The organism is Mycolicibacterium frederiksbergense (assembly GCF_012223425.1).
GTDB lineage: Bacteria > Actinomycetota > Actinomycetes > Mycobacteriales > Mycobacteriaceae > Mycobacterium > Mycobacterium frederiksbergense.
In genome coordinates this window covers 1,039,788-1,058,217 of record NZ_CP038799.1, presented here as the reverse complement: position 1 = coordinate 1,058,217, position 18,430 = coordinate 1,039,788, and the positions used below count along the sequence as shown (strand labels likewise).

General features: G+C 67.7%; 15 protein-coding genes and 1 pseudogene. 6 read left to right on the top strand and 10 right to left on the bottom strand.

All coding sequences use genetic code 11. From position 1 onward, the window contains the following. Window positions 1-72 precede the first annotated feature (72 nt). Window positions 73-4,590: an ATP-dependent helicase gene (locus tag EXE63_RS08040; protein ID WP_168141501.1), complete on the bottom strand. Its 4,518-nt coding sequence runs from the start codon at window positions 4,588-4,590 to the stop codon at window positions 73-75. A 121-nt stretch (window positions 4,591-4,711) separates the two neighbouring features. Here EXE63_RS08040 and EXE63_RS08035 point away from each other — a divergent pair, with 121 nt between their 5' ends. Then, window positions 4,712-5,068: a hypothetical protein gene (locus tag EXE63_RS08035; RefSeq protein WP_168141500.1), complete on the top strand. Its 357-nt coding sequence runs from the start codon at window positions 4,712-4,714 to the stop codon at window positions 5,066-5,068. Further along, complete coding sequence (locus EXE63_RS08030; protein ID WP_168141499.1) at window positions 5,065-5,451, top strand: heme-binding protein; 387 nt, start codon at window positions 5,065-5,067, stop codon at window positions 5,449-5,451. The genes EXE63_RS08035 and EXE63_RS08030 overlap by 4 nt, the downstream gene beginning before the upstream one ends. Here EXE63_RS08030 and EXE63_RS08025 read toward each other — a convergent pair. Further along, a complete protein-coding gene (locus EXE63_RS08025) occupies window positions 5,448-6,107 on the bottom strand; it encodes a TetR/AcrR family transcriptional regulator (protein ID WP_168141498.1) in 660 nt (219 codons plus the stop codon). The genes EXE63_RS08030 and EXE63_RS08025 overlap by 4 nt on opposite strands. Window positions 6,108-6,181: 74 nt before the next feature. Between EXE63_RS08025 and EXE63_RS08020 the strand changes: the two genes are divergently transcribed. After that, the gene (locus EXE63_RS08020; protein ID WP_168141497.1) at window positions 6,182-6,676 is read left to right on the top strand and encodes a VOC family protein; all 495 of its coding nucleotides are present in this window, start codon (window positions 6,182-6,184) and stop codon (window positions 6,674-6,676) included. On the opposite strand, the pseudogene EXE63_RS08015 reads toward EXE63_RS08020, so the two are convergent. Beyond that, window positions 6,673-7,586, bottom strand: a pseudogene (locus EXE63_RS08015) (serine hydrolase). The gene EXE63_RS08020 and the pseudogene EXE63_RS08015 overlap by 4 nt on opposite strands. A gap of 621 nt (window positions 7,587-8,207) precedes the next feature. Between EXE63_RS08015 and EXE63_RS08010 the strand changes: the two are divergent. Next, window positions 8,208-8,480 carry a hypothetical protein gene (locus tag EXE63_RS08010; protein WP_168141496.1) on the top strand — a complete coding sequence of 91 codons (273 nt, stop codon included), beginning with the start codon at window positions 8,208-8,210 and terminating at the stop codon, window positions 8,478-8,480. Window positions 8,481-8,508: 28 nt separating this feature from the next. Here EXE63_RS08010 and EXE63_RS08005 read toward each other — a convergent pair whose 3' ends face one another. The 7 genes from EXE63_RS08005 to EXE63_RS07975 form a co-directional block, all read right to left on the bottom strand. Then, window positions 8,509-8,904, bottom strand: a complete 396-nt coding sequence (locus EXE63_RS08005; protein WP_168141495.1) for a hypothetical protein — start codon at window positions 8,902-8,904, stop codon at window positions 8,509-8,511. Window positions 8,905-9,018: 114 nt separating this feature from the next. Beyond that, a complete protein-coding gene (locus tag EXE63_RS08000) occupies window positions 9,019-9,816 on the bottom strand; it encodes an SDR family oxidoreductase (protein ID WP_168141494.1) in 798 nt (265 codons plus the stop codon). Window positions 9,817-9,835: 19 nt separating this feature from the next. Beyond that, on the bottom strand, window positions 9,836-11,305 hold the full coding sequence (locus EXE63_RS07995; protein WP_168141493.1) for an AMP-binding protein: 1,470 nt from the start codon (window positions 11,303-11,305) through the stop codon (window positions 9,836-9,838). After that, entirely contained in the window at window positions 11,302-12,075 is a 774-nt protein-coding gene (locus tag EXE63_RS07990) for an SDR family NAD(P)-dependent oxidoreductase (protein ID WP_168141492.1), read from the bottom strand. Before EXE63_RS07990 ends, EXE63_RS07995 begins: the two co-directional genes overlap by 4 nt. A 1-nt stretch (window position 12,076) precedes the next feature. Next, entirely contained in the window at window positions 12,077-13,576 is a 1,500-nt protein-coding gene (locus EXE63_RS07985; RefSeq protein ID WP_168141491.1) for an AMP-binding protein, read from the bottom strand. After that, window positions 13,573-14,316 carry a GntR family transcriptional regulator gene (locus EXE63_RS07980; protein ID WP_168141490.1) on the bottom strand — a complete coding sequence of 248 codons (744 nt, stop codon included), beginning with the start codon at window positions 14,314-14,316 and terminating at the stop codon, window positions 13,573-13,575. Before EXE63_RS07980 ends, EXE63_RS07985 begins: the two co-directional genes overlap by 4 nt. 80 nt (window positions 14,317-14,396) lie before the next feature. Beyond that, the gene (locus tag EXE63_RS07975; RefSeq protein WP_168141489.1) at window positions 14,397-15,989 is read right to left on the bottom strand and encodes an SMP-30/gluconolactonase/LRE family protein; all 1,593 of its coding nucleotides are present in this window, start codon (window positions 15,987-15,989) and stop codon (window positions 14,397-14,399) included. A gap of 158 nt (window positions 15,990-16,147) precedes the next feature. On the opposite strand from EXE63_RS07975, the gene EXE63_RS07970 reads away from it, so the two are divergent. After that, window positions 16,148-16,993, top strand: coding sequence for an SDR family NAD(P)-dependent oxidoreductase (locus EXE63_RS07970; RefSeq protein ID WP_168141488.1), 846 nt, complete (start codon window positions 16,148-16,150; stop codon window positions 16,991-16,993). A 12-nt stretch (window positions 16,994-17,005) separates the two neighbouring features. After that, window positions 17,006-18,418 (top strand): aromatic ring-hydroxylating oxygenase subunit alpha, encoded by a 1,413-nt coding sequence (locus EXE63_RS07965; protein WP_168141487.1) that lies wholly within the window; start codon window positions 17,006-17,008, stop codon window positions 18,416-18,418. Window positions 18,419-18,430 lie beyond the last annotated feature (12 nt).

Sequence of the window (18,430 nt, the reverse complement as noted above, 5' to 3'; positions counted from 1 at the left end):
CACGCCTTCGCGAACAGATTCAGACGGAGGTGAGCGCAGTCTGCTGCCGGTGCACCCGACCGGGTGACAAGTTCAGCGCAGGCGAAGCCCCCGCGGGGTCCGGGCGAAACCGGCGGTGACGAGCGCCTCCATCACGGTGGCATGTTCCGCACCGGCGCCGGGATCGAGCACGGTCACCGCATTGATGCGTTCCACCAGCAGGGACGGGATCCGCCCCGAAGCGACCAGGTTCGCCAGGGCGGCTGCGGCGGCGGCCTGGGCTTCGGGCTCGGCACCGAAACTGAGCAGCGACTTACCGCCGCGCTCCAGGAACCACACCAACTGCCCGTCGACGAGCGCCACCAGCGCACCGGCCTTGCGTCCCGGGCGGTGCGTCACCTCGGTGCCCTCCGGCCACGGCAACGCCATGCCGTACGGATTGGCGGGGTCGGTGGCTGCCAGCACCACGGCATGCAACTCCGGGCGCTGCGGGTCGATACCGTCCAGATACGACCGCAGCCGGTCGACCGTGGACGCCGCGGCGAACTGGGCGCCGCCGAGCGATTCCACGAAATAGCCGCGCTGGCAGCGTCCGGCGTCCTCGAAGGCGGTGAGCACCTTGTACAGCATCGCGAAACCGCCGGGCACGCCGTCGGCGGCACCGCGGGTGAGCACGCCGAAGCGATTCAGCAGCAGCTCGGCCTGGAAGTGTGCGCGCACCGTGGAATCCGGGGTGGCGGCGGGCAGCGCCGACCAGCGGCCGGCCACCGTCGGGTCGGCGCGCGGCTGCCCCTGGGCCAGGCTGTAGCGGCTCAGCCGCGGGGGGCGCTGGCGTTGACGGTGCGACGGGGCGCCGGTGCGGCGCGGGCCCGACAGCAGGGCGCGCACCGGGGCGAACGTGTCACCGGTCACCCATCCTGCCCAGATCAGTTCCCACAGTGCTGTTTTGAGGTCACCCTCGGATAATCCGTCGGCCAGTTGGCGGAAGAAGTAGGCGCCACCGTGGTCGAGTGACGCCATGATGGCGCGGTGATGGTCGTTGAACTCGATCTCGGCGGGCGGGGCGAGCGTCATCGGCGCCGTGTCGCCGAGGTGGAAGGAGATCCAGCCGTCGGACCCGCCGATCTGACCCGAACCCGACCACGTCACCTCACCGGAGGCCAACAGCTCGTCGAGCATGGCGGGTTGGTAGTCGGCCACTCGCTGGGGGAGCACCAGCGTCTCGATCGCCGATGCCGGCAGTGCCTGGCCGGCCAGCTGCTCGATCACGACGGCCAGGCCGTCCACCCCACGGTTGCGGGTGGAGCCGACATGCTGCCACGCGGGCAGGAACCGGCCGTAGGCCGCGGTGCTGACCGGCTCCACCGCGGCGCGCAGGGCCGCCAGTGACCGCCGCCGCAGAATCTTGAGAACCGTGGTGTCACACCATTGCCCGGAGGATCCGGCGATCGCCTCGGTGAACTCGCCGCGGATCAACCGGCCGTCACCGGCCAGCCGGCCCAGCACGTCGGCGGTCACCCGGATACCCAGCCCGAACCGGGCGGCAGCGTCCTCGGTGCTGAAGGGTCCGCGGGTGCGGGCGTAGCGCCCGAGCAGATCGCCCAGGGGATCGGTGACGGTGTCGGTGAGGCTGGCCGGCACCCAGACCGGTACCGCCACTCCGACGCCGTCGCGCAGCAGCGCGACGTCTTCGACGGTCACCCACCACGTCGATCCCGCGTAGGACACCGTCAGTGCCCGGCGGGCTGCCCGCAGCCCTTCCAGCCAACCGCCGATATCGTCCTGCGCGCAGCGCTCGACGATCTCGGCCTCGGTGAGCGGCCCGAGCAGGCGCAGCAGATCGGCGACCCCCTCCGCGTCACGGACGGCCCGATCGACATCGAGATGCTGCAGTTGCCTGGTCGTCGCGGTGACGACATCGGGGTCGAGCAGGTCGCGCAGTTCCACCCGACCCAGCAGCTCGGCCAGCAGCACGGTGTCCAACGACAGTGCGGCGGCGCGCCTTTCGGCCAGCGGGCTGTCGCCCTCGTACATGAATGCGCCGACGTACCCGAACAGTGCGGCGGCGGCGAACGGTGAGGGTGTGGCGGTCTCGACCTCCAACAGCCGGATCTTGCGCTGGGCGACCCTGCTCATCACCTCCGTCAGCGCGGGCACATCGTAGACATCCTGCAGGCATTCCCGGACGGTCTCGAGCACGATGGGGAATTCGGGATACTTGCGGGCCACGTCGAGCAGCTGCGCGGCGCGCTGGCGTTGGTGCCACAGCGGGGACCGCTTGCCGGGGTGGCGGCGCGGCAGCAGCAGTGCCCGGGCGGCACATTCGCGGAAGCGGGATGCGAACAGCGCCGAGCCGCCGACCTCGTCGGTGATGATCGGTTCCAGCTCGTCGGCATCGAACACGAAGAGCTCAGCACCGGGCGGATCGTCGCCGCCATCGGGCAGGCGCACGATGATGCCGTCGTCGGAGGCGGTCGGTTTCTCATCGATGCCGTAACGTTCCCGCAGCCGCCGCGCGACCGCCAGCGCCAGCGGGCCGTGCACGCGTAAGCCGTAGGGGGAGTGCAGGATCACCCGCCAGTCGCCCAGCTCGTCGTGGAAGCGCTCCACGATCAAGGTGGTATCGCTGGGGACGGCGCCGGTGGCCTGGCGCTGTTCGTCGAGCAGCTGCCACAGGTTGTCGGTGGCGAACTCGTCGAATCCGGTCTCCTGGCAGCGCTTGCGGAAGTCGTCGGAGCCCAGCTGGGCGAGTTCGCCGGTGAACGCCCCGACCGCCGCGCCGAGTTCGGCGGGACGTCCCACACTGTCACCGCGCCAGAACGGCAGCCGGGCGGGCAGGCCCGGTGCGGGCACCACCAGCACCCGGTCGTGGGTGATCTCGGTGATGCGCCAACTGGTGGCACCCAGCGAGATCACGTCGCCGGGCCGCGATTCGTAGACCATCTCTTCATCGAGTTCGCCTACGCGTGAGGGCTTTTCGGACTCGGAAGCGAGATAGACGGTGAACATGCCGCGGTCCGGGATGGCGCCACCGGAGGTGACCGCCAGCCGCTGGGCGCCCGGCCGTGCGTTCAGGTTTCCGGCGTCGCGGTCATAGACCAGTCGGGGGCGTAGCTCGGCGAACTCGGTCGAGGGGTACTTGCCGGACAGCAGGTCCAGCGTCGCTTCGAAGGCGCTGCGCGGCAGGCTCGCAAAGGGGGCGCTGCGGCGCACCGTATCGAACCAGGCATCGGCGTCCAGTGGCTCGAGTGCCGCGGCTGCAACGGTGTGCTGGGCGAGCACGTCCAGCGGGTTCGCCGGAACCCGCATGGTCTCGATCTGGCCGGCCCGCATTCGTTCCACCGTGACGGCGCAATCGATCAGATCGGTGCGGTGCTTGGGGAAGAGCACACCTTGGGATATCTCGCCGACCTGGTGCCCGGCCCGGCCGACCCGCTGCAGGCCGCTGGCCACCGACGGCGGCGCCGACACCTGGATGACCAGGTCCACCGCGCCCATGTCGATACCGAGTTCCAGGCTGGAGGTGGCGACGACTGCCTTGAGCCGACCACTCTTGAGGTCATCCTCGACCAGTGCGCGCTGCTCCTTGCTCACCGAGCCGTGGTGGGCCTTGGCCAGCACGGTCGGTGCGCCGAAGCTCTGCCCGCTGGCCATGACGTGTGCCGGCGCGCCGGCGGCCACCTTCGTGTTGTGCCCGCCCGGCAGTTCCACACCGTTGCGTTCGGCGTGAATCTCGTTGAGCCGGGACGTGAGACGTTCCGCGAGGCGGCGCGAATTGGCGAACACGATCGACGAGTGATGCGCCTCGACCAGATCGACGATGCGTTCCTCGACATCGGGCCAGATCGAGCCTTCGGTCAGATTCGTCATGTCCGGCACCGGAACCTGGACCTGCAATTCGAAGGTCTTGTCCGCGGGCGGGGCGACGATGGTGGTCGGAGCCGTCCCGGCCAGGAACCGGGCGACCTCCTCGGCGGGGCGCACCGTCGCCGACAACCCGATCCGCTGCGCCGGCCGTTCCAACATGGCGTCCAGCCGTTCCAGCGAAACGGCAAGGTGCGCACCGCGTTTGGTGGCGGCGACGGCGTGCACCTCGTCGATGATCACGGTGCGCACACCGGCCAGGGTGTCGCGCGCCGCCGAGGTGAGCATCAGGAACAGTGATTCGGGGGTGGTGATCAGGATGTCGGGGGGCCTGGAAATCAGGTCACGGCGGTCCTTGGGGGTGGTGTCCCCGGAGCGCACGCCGACCGTGATGGTCGGTGCAGCCACCTCTGCCCGTTCGGCCACCCGGGCCAGTCCGGTCAGCGGGGTGCGCAGATTGCGTTCGACATCGACGGCCAATGCCTTGAGCGGCGAGACGTAGAGGACGCGGGTGCCGGCAGCCGGCTCGCCCGGATGCTGGGCCAGGTCATCGATCGCCCAGAGGAAGGCGGCCAGTGTCTTGCCCGAGCCGGTGGGGGCGATGACCAGCGTGTTGTCCCCGTCTGCGATCGCCGACCAGGCCTGTTCCTGGGCCGCGGTGGGCGCCGGGAAGGTGCCACGGAACCAGTCCCGGGTCAGCGGACTGAACCGGGCCAGCGGATCGATCTGGGCGGGCACGTCCTCCATGGTGCACCTCTGTACCGACAAGTGATGATGACCTGCGCAAACACCTGTTCATGGCGCTCCGACAGGCATATGCTTCCTACGAAGCCGTCAGTTTCGCTCACGACGACTGAAGGAGTCAGTGATGCGACTGTTCAAGATGCTCGCCGTGCCCGTGCTGATCGGCGCGGGCCTCACCGCAACCCCCACCCCCCTCGCCGTCGCCGACTGCACCAGCACCGGTGGCACGACCATCTGCTCGCAGGGCGATGTCCGCGGCTCGAACACCGGCGACGGTCCGAGCGGATCGTCGGGGCCCTACGTGCCGTACCCGTGCGACTACGACTGGACGGACTGCAACGACGCCTGGGGATGGGAGATCGACGTCAATCTCGACCCGGACTTCGGCGGGCCGGGCGGTCCGGGTGGACCGAATGTCGGACTGCCCGGAGGCGGTGGCCGGCCCAGCGCCGGCGGTGGCCGCGGTGGTCGCGGACGATGAACGCACAGAACCCGATCGAGGAGAATGCCGTGCTGTCGAAACCCATTTCGCCCCGCCGGGTACTGGCGGGGGCGTTCGCCGCGCTCGCCGTGTTCGGTTCCGTCGCAACGGCATCCGCGGAGCCGCTGCCTCCGCCTCCACCTCCGCCCAACTGCACCGCCGCGGATCTGGCCGGGGTGATCGCCGGAGTCACCGCGGCGACATCGGCCTATCTGTTCACCCACCCTCCGGTGAACGATTTCTTCACCGGTCTGAAGGGAAAGACACAGGAGGAGCGTCGGGCCGAGCTCGGCACCTACCTGGACGCCAATCCGCAAGTCCGCGATGAACTTCGGGGTATCCGGCAACCCACCAGGGACTTCCGCGCCCGCTGCGGCGGCTAACGGTTCGGCGCCGACACCGCCGCGGCGAGGGGTGCCGGGATACCCGGCATGCGCCCGACGGCGTCGAGCAGGCTGTGTGCGCAGGTGTCGGCGACGACATCGGCGTCCAGGGTGGGGTCGAGCACACGCTGGCGGCACAGCTCGAAGGTGAACGCCAGCCAGCCGTACACGGTGGCCCGCAGGTCGCGGGGCGTGGTGCCGTCCGGCGGGCGGCCCGCGGCGGCCCACAGGCGATCGATGATCCGTTCGGCCTGCTTGACATTGGCCGTCTCGACCAGATCGTCCACGCCGCGCAGCACCGGATCGGCCCGCCCCATTCCCAGGTACGCCGCCCACGCGCCGTGCGGATGCTGCTCGTCGTAGTGCAGATAGGCCAGCACGCCTGCGCGGACCTGGTCGAACAGCGACTGTCCGGGATCGGCCGGGGCGTTGGTGGCTTCGAACAACCGCTCGCCCTCGGCCCGGACCACCGCGGCGAAGAAGGCGCGTTTGTCCGGGAAGTAGTGATACATCAGGGCCCGGGACACCCCGGCCCGTTCGGCGATCTCGTCGATCCGGACTTCGTCATACGGGCGTTGACCGAAGACTTCGGCACCCAGGATCAGCAGTTCGCTGCGTCGATCGCCGGGGGACAGCCGGCGCCGGGTTTCGCCCACGCAGGCATCGTAGTGCGCACGCAGTCTCTCGCTGAACATGCGTGGCCGACCGTCCATTCTGTCACACTGCCCTCATGATCCAGGGCTTCTCGCATATCGGCATCGGCGTCACCGACCTCGACCGTTCGATCCGCTTCTACACCGAGGTATTCGGGTTCGCGCAGCTCTATCAGCTCGACTTCGACAACAACGAGGTCGCCGCCACCATGGAGCAAGAGGGCCGCTTCCGTTCCGCGATGCTGATCCGCGACGACATCCGGATCGAACTGTTGCAGTGGGTCGACGTCCCGATCACCGGATCGGGGGAGCGCAAGCCGATGACCGAGCTCGGTTTCACCCATCTCTCGTTCCGGGTCGAGGACGTCGACGGCCTCACCGAGGCGATCCTCGCCGCGGGCGGGGCTCTGGTGGAGTCGACGCGCACCGTGCTGGGTGATGCCGCAGACCCGACCTCGGGCCGGTTCATTTACCTGACCGACCCCGACGGCACCCGCATCGAACTCATGCAGAACGTGCCCGATCTCTCCGGGATCAGCGCCGCCGACATCGCGGCCTCGGCCGGCGGCTAGATCGTGCCGCCCGGGAACATCGTCTTGACGGCCTGGGTGATGTCCTGGCGGGCGGCCGACTCACTGGTGGGGTCCAGGGAGCTGATCGCCATCACGTAGCGCCGGTCGGCGCCGATCACGCCGGTGGACACGTGTAGCTGGTTGGGCCGCTCCAGCAGCAGAACCAGCCCTGCTTGACCGCCACCGGTTCGGCGTAGAGCCCCTCGGGGATGCCGAACCGCTGTGGGTAGCCGTCGTTGCCCGTCGGGGTGGACTGCGCGAGGTTGCTCATGATGATGCTCGCCTGTTGGGGCGGCAGCCCGCCGCTGCCGTTCAGCAGCATGTCGTAGTAACGGACCAGATCGCCTGCGGTACTTGTGGTCACGTCCCAGTGCCCGTTGTAGGGCGCTGTCGTGCCGGCCAACCCGTACCGCGCCTTGATGCGGGCGATGACGGCGTTGCCGCCGCTGCGATCCCAGAAGTTCTGGGCCGCGCTGTCGTCCGAGGAGCGCAGCATGGCGTCGAGTGATGTGCGGTCGGCAGCCGAGAGTGTGGTCTTTCCTTCCGCTTCCTGCAGCAGCAGGTCGTCGGCGATGAACAGCTTCACCACGGACGCGATCGGGAAGGACTGATTCGCCCCGGTCGAAGCGGTCTGACCCGTGTTGCGGTCCAGCACCACCGCGGTGATGTCGGCGCCGGACCTGGCCGCATCCGCGGCGGCCTGCTGCACGCGCGCCTCGAGTCCGGCGAACGAGGTGGGAGCCGGGCCGGGTGGCGCCTCGGGCAGCGCGGGAGCGGTGGCGGGTGCCGGTGGGGTGTTCTCGGCGGTAGGCGGTGTACCCCAGGACTGCGCCTCGCATCCGTTGACGAGCAGCGCGACCCCGACGATCGCCATTGCCGTCATCGTTCGGTTACGCAGCGGCCAACGCATGAGTCTCCTCGAAGCAGATCCTGAAACCGGGGAAAGCGGTATCAACGCTGTACCCACCCGTCACCCCAGCCTAAACGGCGGGCCCGACGGTGGCTCATCGGCGACATCGACACCCGTTCCATCACGGTGGGCCCGGCAGTGCTGTGCTGACAGGTACTGGCGATGCCTGTGTCGACAGGTCCTCGGGCTCGACAAGATCGGAGCCTGGTTTCGGAGGACATCCTCGAGACGCTCGGCGGCGACCTGCCCGAGGAGCCTGACGCGACCTGGGGCTGTGTGCATTCGATATGAGTTCTCCCCGCGGATCCCGTCGCCTGCTCAACGTGGAATAGGGACCGCCGCCTTGGTCCGCACCGCCGTTCGCCGAAAGCTCCTTCTCCGGAGAAGTATTGGTAGTTCCTATGAGTGTCATGACAGTGTCGGGGCAGGCCCATACCGTTGAAGGTGTGAAGAGGTCTGGTCTCGCAACGTGCGAAACGTCGAGCTGAAAGCCTCTGATACACAATCGAATACGTCGGCAACATCAATGCTCTGCGCCGTCCGGCGCACACTCACCCGGATCACCCCTGCTGGCGCAGTGACGCCCCAGCAGGGACTGGCCGAACCAGCAGAGGAATCGAAATGCAGAAGACACTCATCACCACGGCGACCTTTATCACGTTGGCAGTCGGAACATTTGGTCTGGCGAGTACCGCCTCGGCGGCGCCGTCAGGGGCGTCGGCCACAGAGACCGTCGAGGACCTACGCGCCCAAGGTTACAACGTACAGGTGAACGGCACCCGCAATGGGCCGCTGTCCAACTGCTCGGTGGATGCGGTGCGCGGAATGTCCAGCGACACGCCTGGTTCCACGGTGTACGTGGATCTGTCCTGTTCGACCGAGTACATGGACTGAGACTCGGAAAAGACCAGCGCCAAAGCCGTCACGAGAGCGGCGGCCCCGGGCTGGATCCGGGTGCGTCGTGCGACGCCGTGCGGTACCGGGACAACATCTCGATCAACTGGGTCTCCAATCGCTCAGGTTCGATCGGTTCCGGGCCAGCCAACAGGTGATGGACCACCATCTCAATGGTCGATACCACCAGGTGAGCCGCGGTGGTCTGATCATCGATGGTGACCTCCGGTGATCTCGCCAAGATGTCGCGCAGGCGCGCCGTCCGCGCTTCCTTCACCTGCGCCACCTTGGCCATGAGCTCGCCGGCACGAGGTGCCTGTTCGATCAGGACCCGCAGGAATTCCGGGTCGGCTCGATGATTCTCGACGCTCTGTATCAGCGAGCTTGCGACCGAGCGCGGTCGTCGTCGCCGAGGACGCGACACCCGAGTATCTCGACTACATCCACGACCCGCCTCAGGCGTTCACGTCATTAACACTGCCGTTCGACGGAGCCCACGGCAACGAGTTGTCGGTGTTCACCGGATGATCGCACGGGTTCAGCCACCCAACGCCCGTTGGTACCGCCGCATCCCGGAGATCCAGCGGTCGTAATCTGCACCCTTACCGCGGTACATGTCGAGTACCGACGCATGCGGCAGCACCAAGAAGCGCTCTTCTAGGATCCCGTCCAGTGTCGCCGCGGCCACGTCGTCGGCGCTCAGCACGTCGCCCGCGGTGGTGATGGATGCGGCCGCGACCCGCGCGGTGGCATCCGCGGACTCGGTGATCGCGTCCAGCAGTGGTGTGGCGACGCCCATCGGGCACACGCATGTCACGCCGATACCGTTGTCGCCGTGGGTGATCGACAGCCACTCGGCGAACCCGACCGCGGCGTGTTTGGACACCGCGTACCCGGCGGCGCCGACCTGGGTCAGCAGACCCGCCGCCGAGGCTACGCTGACGAAATAGCCACCGCCGCGGGCGATCCAGTCCGGCAGCAGCGCATCGGCGGCCCGGATGTGTCCGCGCAGGTTCACCTCCAATACCCGGTCCCAGTCGTCGTCGGAACCCAACCCGGAGGCGCCGATGACACCGGCGTTGGCGACGTAGATGTCGACAGGGCCGAAAGCGTCCCGGGCGGCGTCGAGCAGAATGGCGATACCGGCGACGGAGGCGGCGTCCGCGCCGACGCCGACCGCGTGCTCGCCGATCCCGGCAGCAGTCGCGGCAGCGGCGTCGGCGTCGATGTCCCCGGCGACCACCGAGGCCCCGGCATCGGCGAATTGTTGCGCCAGGGCACGGCCGATTCCCGAACCCGCCCCGGTGATGACCACGACCTTGCCTTCGATCTGCATGGAACGTGTCTACCAGTGTCTAGCGCACCAGTTCGCGGAGCTCCCGCTTGAGCACCTTGCCGTAACTGTTCTTCGGCAGTTCGTCCACGTAGACGTAGCGTTTCGGGCGCTTGAACCGGGCGATCCGCTCCAGCAGGTGGGCATCAAGGGCATCCTCGGCGGCCGTGCCCACGATGAACGCGACCACCACCTCGCCCCACTCCTCATCGGGTGCCCCGACGACGCAGGCCTCCTCGACACCCGCGTGCTCGATGAGCACCTCCTCGACCTCGCGCGGGTAGATGTTGCTGCCGCCGCTGATCACCACGTCCTTGCTGCGGTCGCGCAGGGTCAGGTATCCGCGCGCATCGAACGATCCCATGTCCCCGGTGTGCAGCCAGCCGCCGACCAGCGTGCTCGACGTCGCCGCCGGGTTGTTCCAGTACCCGGACATGACGACATCGCCACGGCAGGCGATCTCGCCGATCTCATCGATGGCGGCCGGGTTGCCGGTCGCGTCGAGCACCGCGACCTCGACACCCGAGCGCGGGTAGCCGACGGAGCCGAGCACCGCGTCATCGGCATCCAGGTGATCCTGCTTGCGCAACCCGGTGATGGTCATGGGGGCCTCGCCCTGACCGTAGAGCTGGGCGAAGATCGGGCCGAACGCCGCCATCGCCTTCTTGAGACTGTCGACGTACATCGGGCCGCCGCCGTAGACGACGGTCGTGAGATTCGCTGGGCGTGGCCGGCCGGTCGCGACCAGCCGCTGCACCATGGTGGGCGCCAGAAAGCAACTGACGCCGGGGTGATGGTCACACAGGTCGAGGAACTCCTCGGGTTCGAATCCGGTCGAGGCAGGAATGACCTGCCGGGCACCGCGCAGGATGTACGGCGCGATGTAGAGACCCGACCCGTGCGACATCGGCGCGCCGTGCACCAGGCTGGAATTCTCGTCCGGCGAATCGAAGTCGGCCAGATGCGACACCGTCATCGCCATCAGATTGCGGTGCGAGAGCATCGCGCCCTTGGATTTGCCGGTGGTACCGCTGGTGTAGAACAGCCAGGCCAGGGCGCCGGGATCGGTGCCGGCCGGGACCGCGGGGTCGGATCCCAGGCGGGCGGCGTAGGACGGGGAGTCGATATCCTCGACCGCCACACCGGTGACCCCCGCCAGCCCGGCGGCGATCTTCGGTGACGCGAACACCACCGCCGCCCCGGAATCCTCGAGGATCTGCGCCATTTCGAGTGGGTGCAGCTTGAAGTTGATCGGGACGACGGCGCAGCCGGCGGCCCACACCGCGAACATCAGCTCGATGATCTCGGGCCGGTTCTCGCTGGCAATGGCGATTCGGGCGCCGGTGTCACGATCGGCGCCCACCGAGGCAGCAAGCCGCAGCGCGCGATCCCGAAGCTCGGCGAAGGTGTGCAACTGCTCGGTGCCGCCGTACACCGCGCCGCGCTCCCCGAAGCGTGCCGCGGCCTGGTCGAGTACCGCAAACAGGTTCACCGGGCGACCCACTCCGAGGTGAGCGCGAAGTCCGACAGGTACTTCGTCGAGCTCCAGCCGCCGTCGACGACGATGGTCTGGCCGTTGATGAAAGCGCCTCCGGGAGAGCACAGGAACGCCACCGTGCTGGCGATATCGTCGACCGTGCCGAGGCGGGTATGCGGTGTCATCTCGGTGTTGATCTTGCGGAAGCGCTCGTCCTCCAGGCGGGTGGCGACCATCGGTGTCAGGGTGACTCCGGGTGCCACCGCATTGCAGCGGATGCCTTCGGCGCCGTACTGGCAGGCGATGTGGCCGGTCAACGCGGTGAGGCCGCCCTTGGCCGCGGAATAGGCGCCGCCGCGCATCCCGCCGACCACCGCGAATGTCGATGTCACGTTGATGATCGCCGAGCCCGGCCCCATGTGCGGCAGCACGTCGCGGGCCAGCCGGAACGGCGCCCGCAGCATCAGGCCCAGAAAGTAGTCCAGCGACTCGTCATCGGTTTCGTGCAACGGCTTCGGACTGCCGACACCGGCGTTGTTGACCAGGAAATCAACATGACCCCAACGGGATACGGCGGCCTCGACGATCTGTGCCGGTGCCTCGTCGGCGGTGAGGTCCACGGCCAGCGTCGCGATCCGGTCCGGATCGCCGACGGCACGCTCGAGTTCGGCCAGCCGGTCCCGGTCCCGGCCGGCGCCCAGCACCGCCATGCCTGCCTCGGCAAGCTTGACGGCGCAGCCGAAGCCGATCCCGCTGCTGGCTCCGGTCACGATCGCTACCTGCATGTCAGTGGAGCCCCTTCGTCAGCGTCGCTCGGATCTGGTGTTTGAGCACTTTCCCGGCGTCGTTCTTGGGCAGTGCATCCCAGATGGCCACCTGCTCGGGCGCCTTGAACGTGGCCAGGCCGTGCGCGTTCAGCAGATCCCGCAGATCCTGAACCCCGGGCGTGCTCTCTGCCGCGGGAATGATCACCGCGCAGGCCCGCTCACCGGTGCGAGCGTCCGGAATCCCCACGACGGCGATCTCGGCGATACCGGGATGCCCGATCAGGATGTCTTCGACTTCCTTCGGGGAAATGTTCTCGCCGTTGCGGATGATGATGTCCTTGGCGCGTCCGGTCACCACCAGATGGCCGTCCTCGGTGAGGTGGCCGAGATCGCCGGTGCGAAAATAGCCCTCGTCATCAAAGGCCTCCGAGGTGTCATCTTCGTGCAGGTAGCCCGTGAGCATCTGAGGTCCGCGAACCCTGATCTCACCGTCGACGACCCTGATGTCCGCGATCCCGGCGTGGCCGTCGGTGTCTGCCGCGCGGTCCGCGTCCTCCGGCGAGCCGACGGTGGACACCGGGACCTCGGTGGAGCCGTACACCCGGGTGACGATGGCCTTGTCGAAATACCCGGTGGCCCTGCGGATGAGCGAGGGCGGCACCGACGCGCCTCCACAGATGAACACCTTGAGATCGGGCAACCGGCTGCCGGCGCGTTCGGCGGCGCCGAGCAGCCCGACCAGAAACGGTGTGGCGCCGGCCATGTGGGTGCATCGGTGCGTGCGCATCAGGGTCACAGCCTCGTCGCGGTCCCACTTCTCCATGAGGACGGCGACCGAGCCGAGCAGCAGCGGACACTCGAAGGCGTAGATCGAACCGCCGATATGGGCGATGGGGGAGGGCACCAGGAAGACGTCACCCGCGTCAATGCGCCAGTGCTCACCGAGCTGGCGGATCAGGGCATGGAGCGAAACATGGCTGTGCAGCACCCCCTTGGGTCGCCCGGTAGTCCCGGAGGTGTACATGATCATCCGCACCGCGCCGGAGTCCAGGTCCACGGGATCGGCGGGCGGTGCGGCGAGAAGCTCCGGCAGCGGTGTCTGCCCCGGATGTTCCCCGCGGACGACGACGACCTCCGGTGGTGAGGACACCGCGGCCGTCACCCGGGACAGCATGGCGGCATAGTCGAATCCGCGGAAATGCTGCGGGACGAAGATCATTCGGACGTCGGCGTCGGTGAGGATGAACTGCAGCTCGCGGTCGCGCAGCGACGGCAGGATCGGGTTGACCACCATGCCCGCCATGGCCGCGGCCAGATAGACGATCGCGGCCTCATGCCAGTTGGGCAGCATGAAGGACACCACGCTGCGGGGGTGCATCCGCCGCGACATCTCGGTGGCCAACGCGCCGGCCTGCCGGTACAACGCGGCGGCCGTCAGGTCGACGTCGCCGTCGACGATGAGGACTCGGTCCGGAGTATCTTGCGCCGCAACGTGAAGCGCGTCGGCGAGTGTGCTCACGGCCGGCCTTTGACGCGGCGCATCGTCATCGAATGGCGGTACCTGGCCGCCGGGTGGGTGTTCACGGTGACCTGAGCGACCTCGCCATCGGAGGTCGTGTAGCTGCGCTGCATCTGCAGCGCGGGTGCCCCCGCATCGATCTGGAGCAGCTCGGCCAGATCAGCGGAGAGCGCGATTGAGGTGATCTCCTGATGCACCTCGGTGATGCTGACACCGTAGAGATCCTCGATCAGCGGGAAGATCGGTCCGGAGTGACGTTGCAGCATCCGTCCGACCGCGGCGAAGGCCCGGTTGATGTAGTACTCGGTGCGGCAGATCGGGGTGTTGGTCCCGGCGTCCCGCCGGTAGCCGCGCACGGCCAGCCATTGCTCGCCGAGCCCCAGACCGGTGCGCCCGGCCAGTTCGGCGTCGATGGTGACCATCGCATGGGAGTCGATCTCGAACTGCGCGCCCGCCGCGAACGCCAGCAGGTCGTCGATGGACATCACGTCCTGGGCATAGGAACTCGACGACGGCCGCGGCACCACCAGGGTGCCGGTCCGCGGACGCGAAGACACCAGGTTGTCGTCGCGCAGCCGGCGCAGTGCCTCGCGCACCGTGTACCGGCTGACTTCGAAACGATCGCACAGTTCGTGCTCGGTGGGCAGCTGGGAGCCGACGGGGTATACCCCGTCGACGATCTCCTTCCGCAGCGTCCGCGCCACCTGCAGATAACGGTGTTCTGTCGCTTCAGTGGTCATAGCTCGGCTCCCGCTCGCTCCGGTCCTCGCTCCGCTGCGATCCTCACTTCGCGCTCGCCTTCAGTGGTCATGTCTCGGCGTCACCATTTCCGCAGCGCGTACACGCTGCCCTCACCGTCGGCCGAAACGTACAGCGTGCCGTCGGGTCCGGCGGCGATCCCGGCGAACGGGCCCTGCGGTCCGGAGAACGGCGGCATGCCTCGAAGCGGCTTGACGGTCACCCCGGGTGGCGCGCCGACCGGCAATCCGGCGGCGACGGTGCGGCGCGCGCCGGTGGCCAGGTCGACGGTGATGACCGCCTTGCTGCCGGCGTCCACGATGTAGAGCAGGCCGTCGAGCACCAGGATGCCCTGCGGGGTGAGCAGCCCGTCGACCACCGTGTCGGTGCCCGACGGCGTCACCCGCAGCACCGCAGCGTTCACCGATACCAGCACGCTGCCGTCGGCGTCGGTGGTCACCCCTACCGGCGTATCGAGGCCGGCGGCCAGCACCTCGGTGCCGTCGCCGGTGATGGCGAGCACCCGCCCGGTGCCCTGTTCGACGACGACCGGGGTGCCATCGGGCAGCAGGGTGACACCGTAGAGCTGATCCAGACCGTCTGCCAGATAGTCGGTTTCGTTATCGGCGGGGCGGTAGCGGGCCACCTGGCCGCCCGAGGTGGTGACCACGAACTCGCCGGGCCCACCGGGAGTCAGGCCGCGGACGAAACCCGGATATCCGGGGCTGAACAACATGCCCACTGTCTGCAGCGTGCCGTCTGTGGCCAGACTGTAGAGGTAGGTGCCGTCGGCGATGTAGAGCAGGCCGTCGGCGCCGACGGTGACATCCAGCGGCCAGTTCAGCCCGCCCGGCAGCAGCGCGCGGGTGTCTCCGCCGCCGAGGATCTCGGTGATGGCGCCGGTGAAGTGAGAGACGAACAGCCGTCCGTCGACGAACGCGCAGTTGTCCAGTCCCGGCGTCAGGGTGGCCAGCACGGTCTGGGCGCCGGTGCGCGGATCGATGCGCAGCACCTGACCGCTGGCGACCTGGGTGGAAACGATGCTGCCGTCGGCGTCGAACTTGACCGAATCGGGTACGCCCAGATCACCGGCCACCACCTCGGCCTCACCGCCCTCGGGGTGCACCCGCCAGATCTGATTGGCGTTCATCACCGGGAAGTACAACAGCCCATCCGGCCCGACCTCCATGGCATTGGGGGAGGGCAGGTCGGCCAGGATCAGCCGTGGCTCGCCGCCGGCAAGGTCCATCTCGAACAGACGGCCACCCTCTCGGCACTCGTTGACGAACAAGCGGTCCTGATGGACGGTGATGCCGTTGGCCGAAGGTAGATCGTCGCGCAGCACCCGGGTGGTCCCGGACGCATCGCGCGCGCTGACCCGGCCGTCCATCACCTCGGTGGCGAAGAGGCTGCCGTCGGCTCCGAAGGCCAGATCGTCGGGGGCGATGATGTCGCCGCCCTTGGCGCTGATCGTCTCGATATCGCCGGTGGTCACGTCCAGCGCGCTGATCTGACTGCCGGTCACCTGCGCGATATAGAGCCGGCCATCGGCGCCGGTACGCAGGCCGTTGGCGCCGAACAGCCGGCTGGGCTCGGTGAGGCGGGTCAGGGTCCAGCCGGTGGCGGCTTCCGGTGACGACCCGGCCGGGTACCGGCCGGCCTGCGGGGTGCTCATGGGCTGGACGCTATCAAGCCCCTGCTAGTCCAGACAATAGTTCGATCGTGGCAGCAGCCCGCTCTTGACTAGCATATAAATGCTGCGGAATAGTGTTCTCCGTTGTGCAGAGTGACATATGTTGTACGGACAATTAGAGGCAATGACCGAAGGCGGTTATGACTGATCTCCTGAGCCTGGATGGCCGCATCGTGGTGGTCTCCGGCGCCGGTGGTGGTGGAATCGGCACCACGGTGACCCGGCTGGCGGCCGAGGCCGGAGCGACGGTGATCGCGGTGAGTCGTTCCAAGGACAACCTCGACACCCATGTTGCGCCGCTGGCCGATCGCGGCCTGCCGGTGATCCCGGTGACCGCCGACGCGTCGACCGACGACGGCATCGAAACCGTGCTCGACGCGGCGCGGACAGCGCACGGCACCCTCTACGGTTTGGTGAACATCGCGGGCGGCGCCGCACCGGGAACTTGGATGCCGGCCACCCGCGTCTCCCGCTCGGACTGGCGCGATCTGTTCACCGCGAACCTGGAAACGATGTTCTTCATGAGCCAGGCGGTGGCCGCCGAGATCCGCGCCGCCGGTGACCCCGGCTCCATCGTGTCTGTGTCCTCGATCAGCGGGATGAACAGCGCACCGTTTCACATTGCGTACGGCACCGCGAAGGCGGCGATCGTCGCCGCCACCCGAACCCTGGCCGTCGAGCTGGCCCCCCACGACATCCGCGTCAATGCGGTGGCGCCCGGAGTCACCGAGACCGCGGCATCGGCAACCTACGTCGACGCCGACCCGGACCGCGATCAGCGGGCCATCGCCATGGGCCGCCGGGGCACACCCGAGGAACAGGCCGGAGCGATCCTGTTCCTGCTGTCCGATCTGTCCGGCTATGTCACCGGGCAGACGCTGCTGGTCGACGGTGGACTCAACCTGCGGTGGACACACCTGGGAGCAGACAACACGTCGTTGTTCTTGAAAGACCAGAACTTCCGCGAAGCGATCAGTCGGATCTGAGAGGACAGGCACATGACCCACACCGAATCCGATCTCGACGCCGCGATCGAGATCGACGCCGAACCCGACGATTCCACGGGTGAGATCGCCGAGGATCTGTCGACGGCGATGACCATTCCGGTCGATGCCTATATTTCTCCGGAGTATGCGCGCAACGAACGAGATAGGTTGTGGCGCAAGGTCTGGCAGCAGGTCGGACGGGTCGAGGAGATCCCCGAGGTGGGTAGCTACCTGACCTACGACATTCTCGATGACTCGATCATCGTGGTGCGCACCGGACCGGACACTTTTGCCGCCCACCACAACGTCTGCATGCACCGCGGCCGCAAACTGATCGACAACCCCGAGGGCGCCAAGAACACGACGGGCCGGGCACGCAAGTCCTTCGTCTGCGGTTTCCACGGCTGGACCTACGGTCTGGACGGTGCCTGTACCCACATTCGCGAACAGGACGACTGGCAGGGCACGCTCACCCCGGGCGCCACCCATCTGGCCCCGGTGCAGGTGGACACCTGGGGCGGATGGCTTTTCGTCAACATGGACCCGCATTGCGAGTCTTTGGCCGATTACCTACATCCGGCCGCCAAGATCCTCGACCCGTTCGGTCTGGAGAACATGCGCTACAAGTGGCGCAAATGGCTGTACTTCGACTGCAACTGGAAAGTCGCGATGGAGGCCTTCAACGAGACCTACCACGTGTTCACCACCCACCCGGAATTCAACAAGTTCGGCGAGTTCAAGGGCTGGGCCAAGGCGCAGGGCAAGCACAGCAACATCGGCTACGACGCGCCGAAGGGTATGGACGAGACCAAGTCGAAAATCCGCCTCGGCACCGGCGATCCGCGCATCTCCACCGCCGAGATGCAGGTCTACACCATGGAAGAGACCAACGCCACGACGACGAAGACGCTGGTCAACGCCGCCAAGCGGCTCGTGGACGAGCTGCCCGAAGGCACCCCGGCCGATCAGGTGCTGCAGCACTGGTTGGCCTCGGCACGCCGCGACGACGAGGCCAGAGGCGTGATCTGGCCGACCATCCCGCCCGATATCCTCGGCCAGAGCGGCACCGCGTGGCAGATCTTCCCGAATTTCCAGGTGGGACAGGGCCTGACCAGCGCACTGTGCTACTCGGCGCGCCCCGACCCGAGCTATGACCCGAACAAGTGCATCTTCGAGGTCGCGGTGTTCGAGCTGTACCCCAAGGGCGAAGAGCCCGCGACGGAGTGGGCCTACACCCCCAAGGATTCACCGAACTGGCTATCGGTGCTACCGCAGGACTTCTCCAATATGGCTGCGGTGCAACAGGGTATGAAGTCGGCGGGATTCCCCGGCACATTGCCCAATCCATACCGCGAGCGCAGCACCGTGAACCTGCACTTGCAGCTGTCCAAGTACATGGGCAGCGGCGAACCCCAAGGCATCTAGCGATTTCGGCGT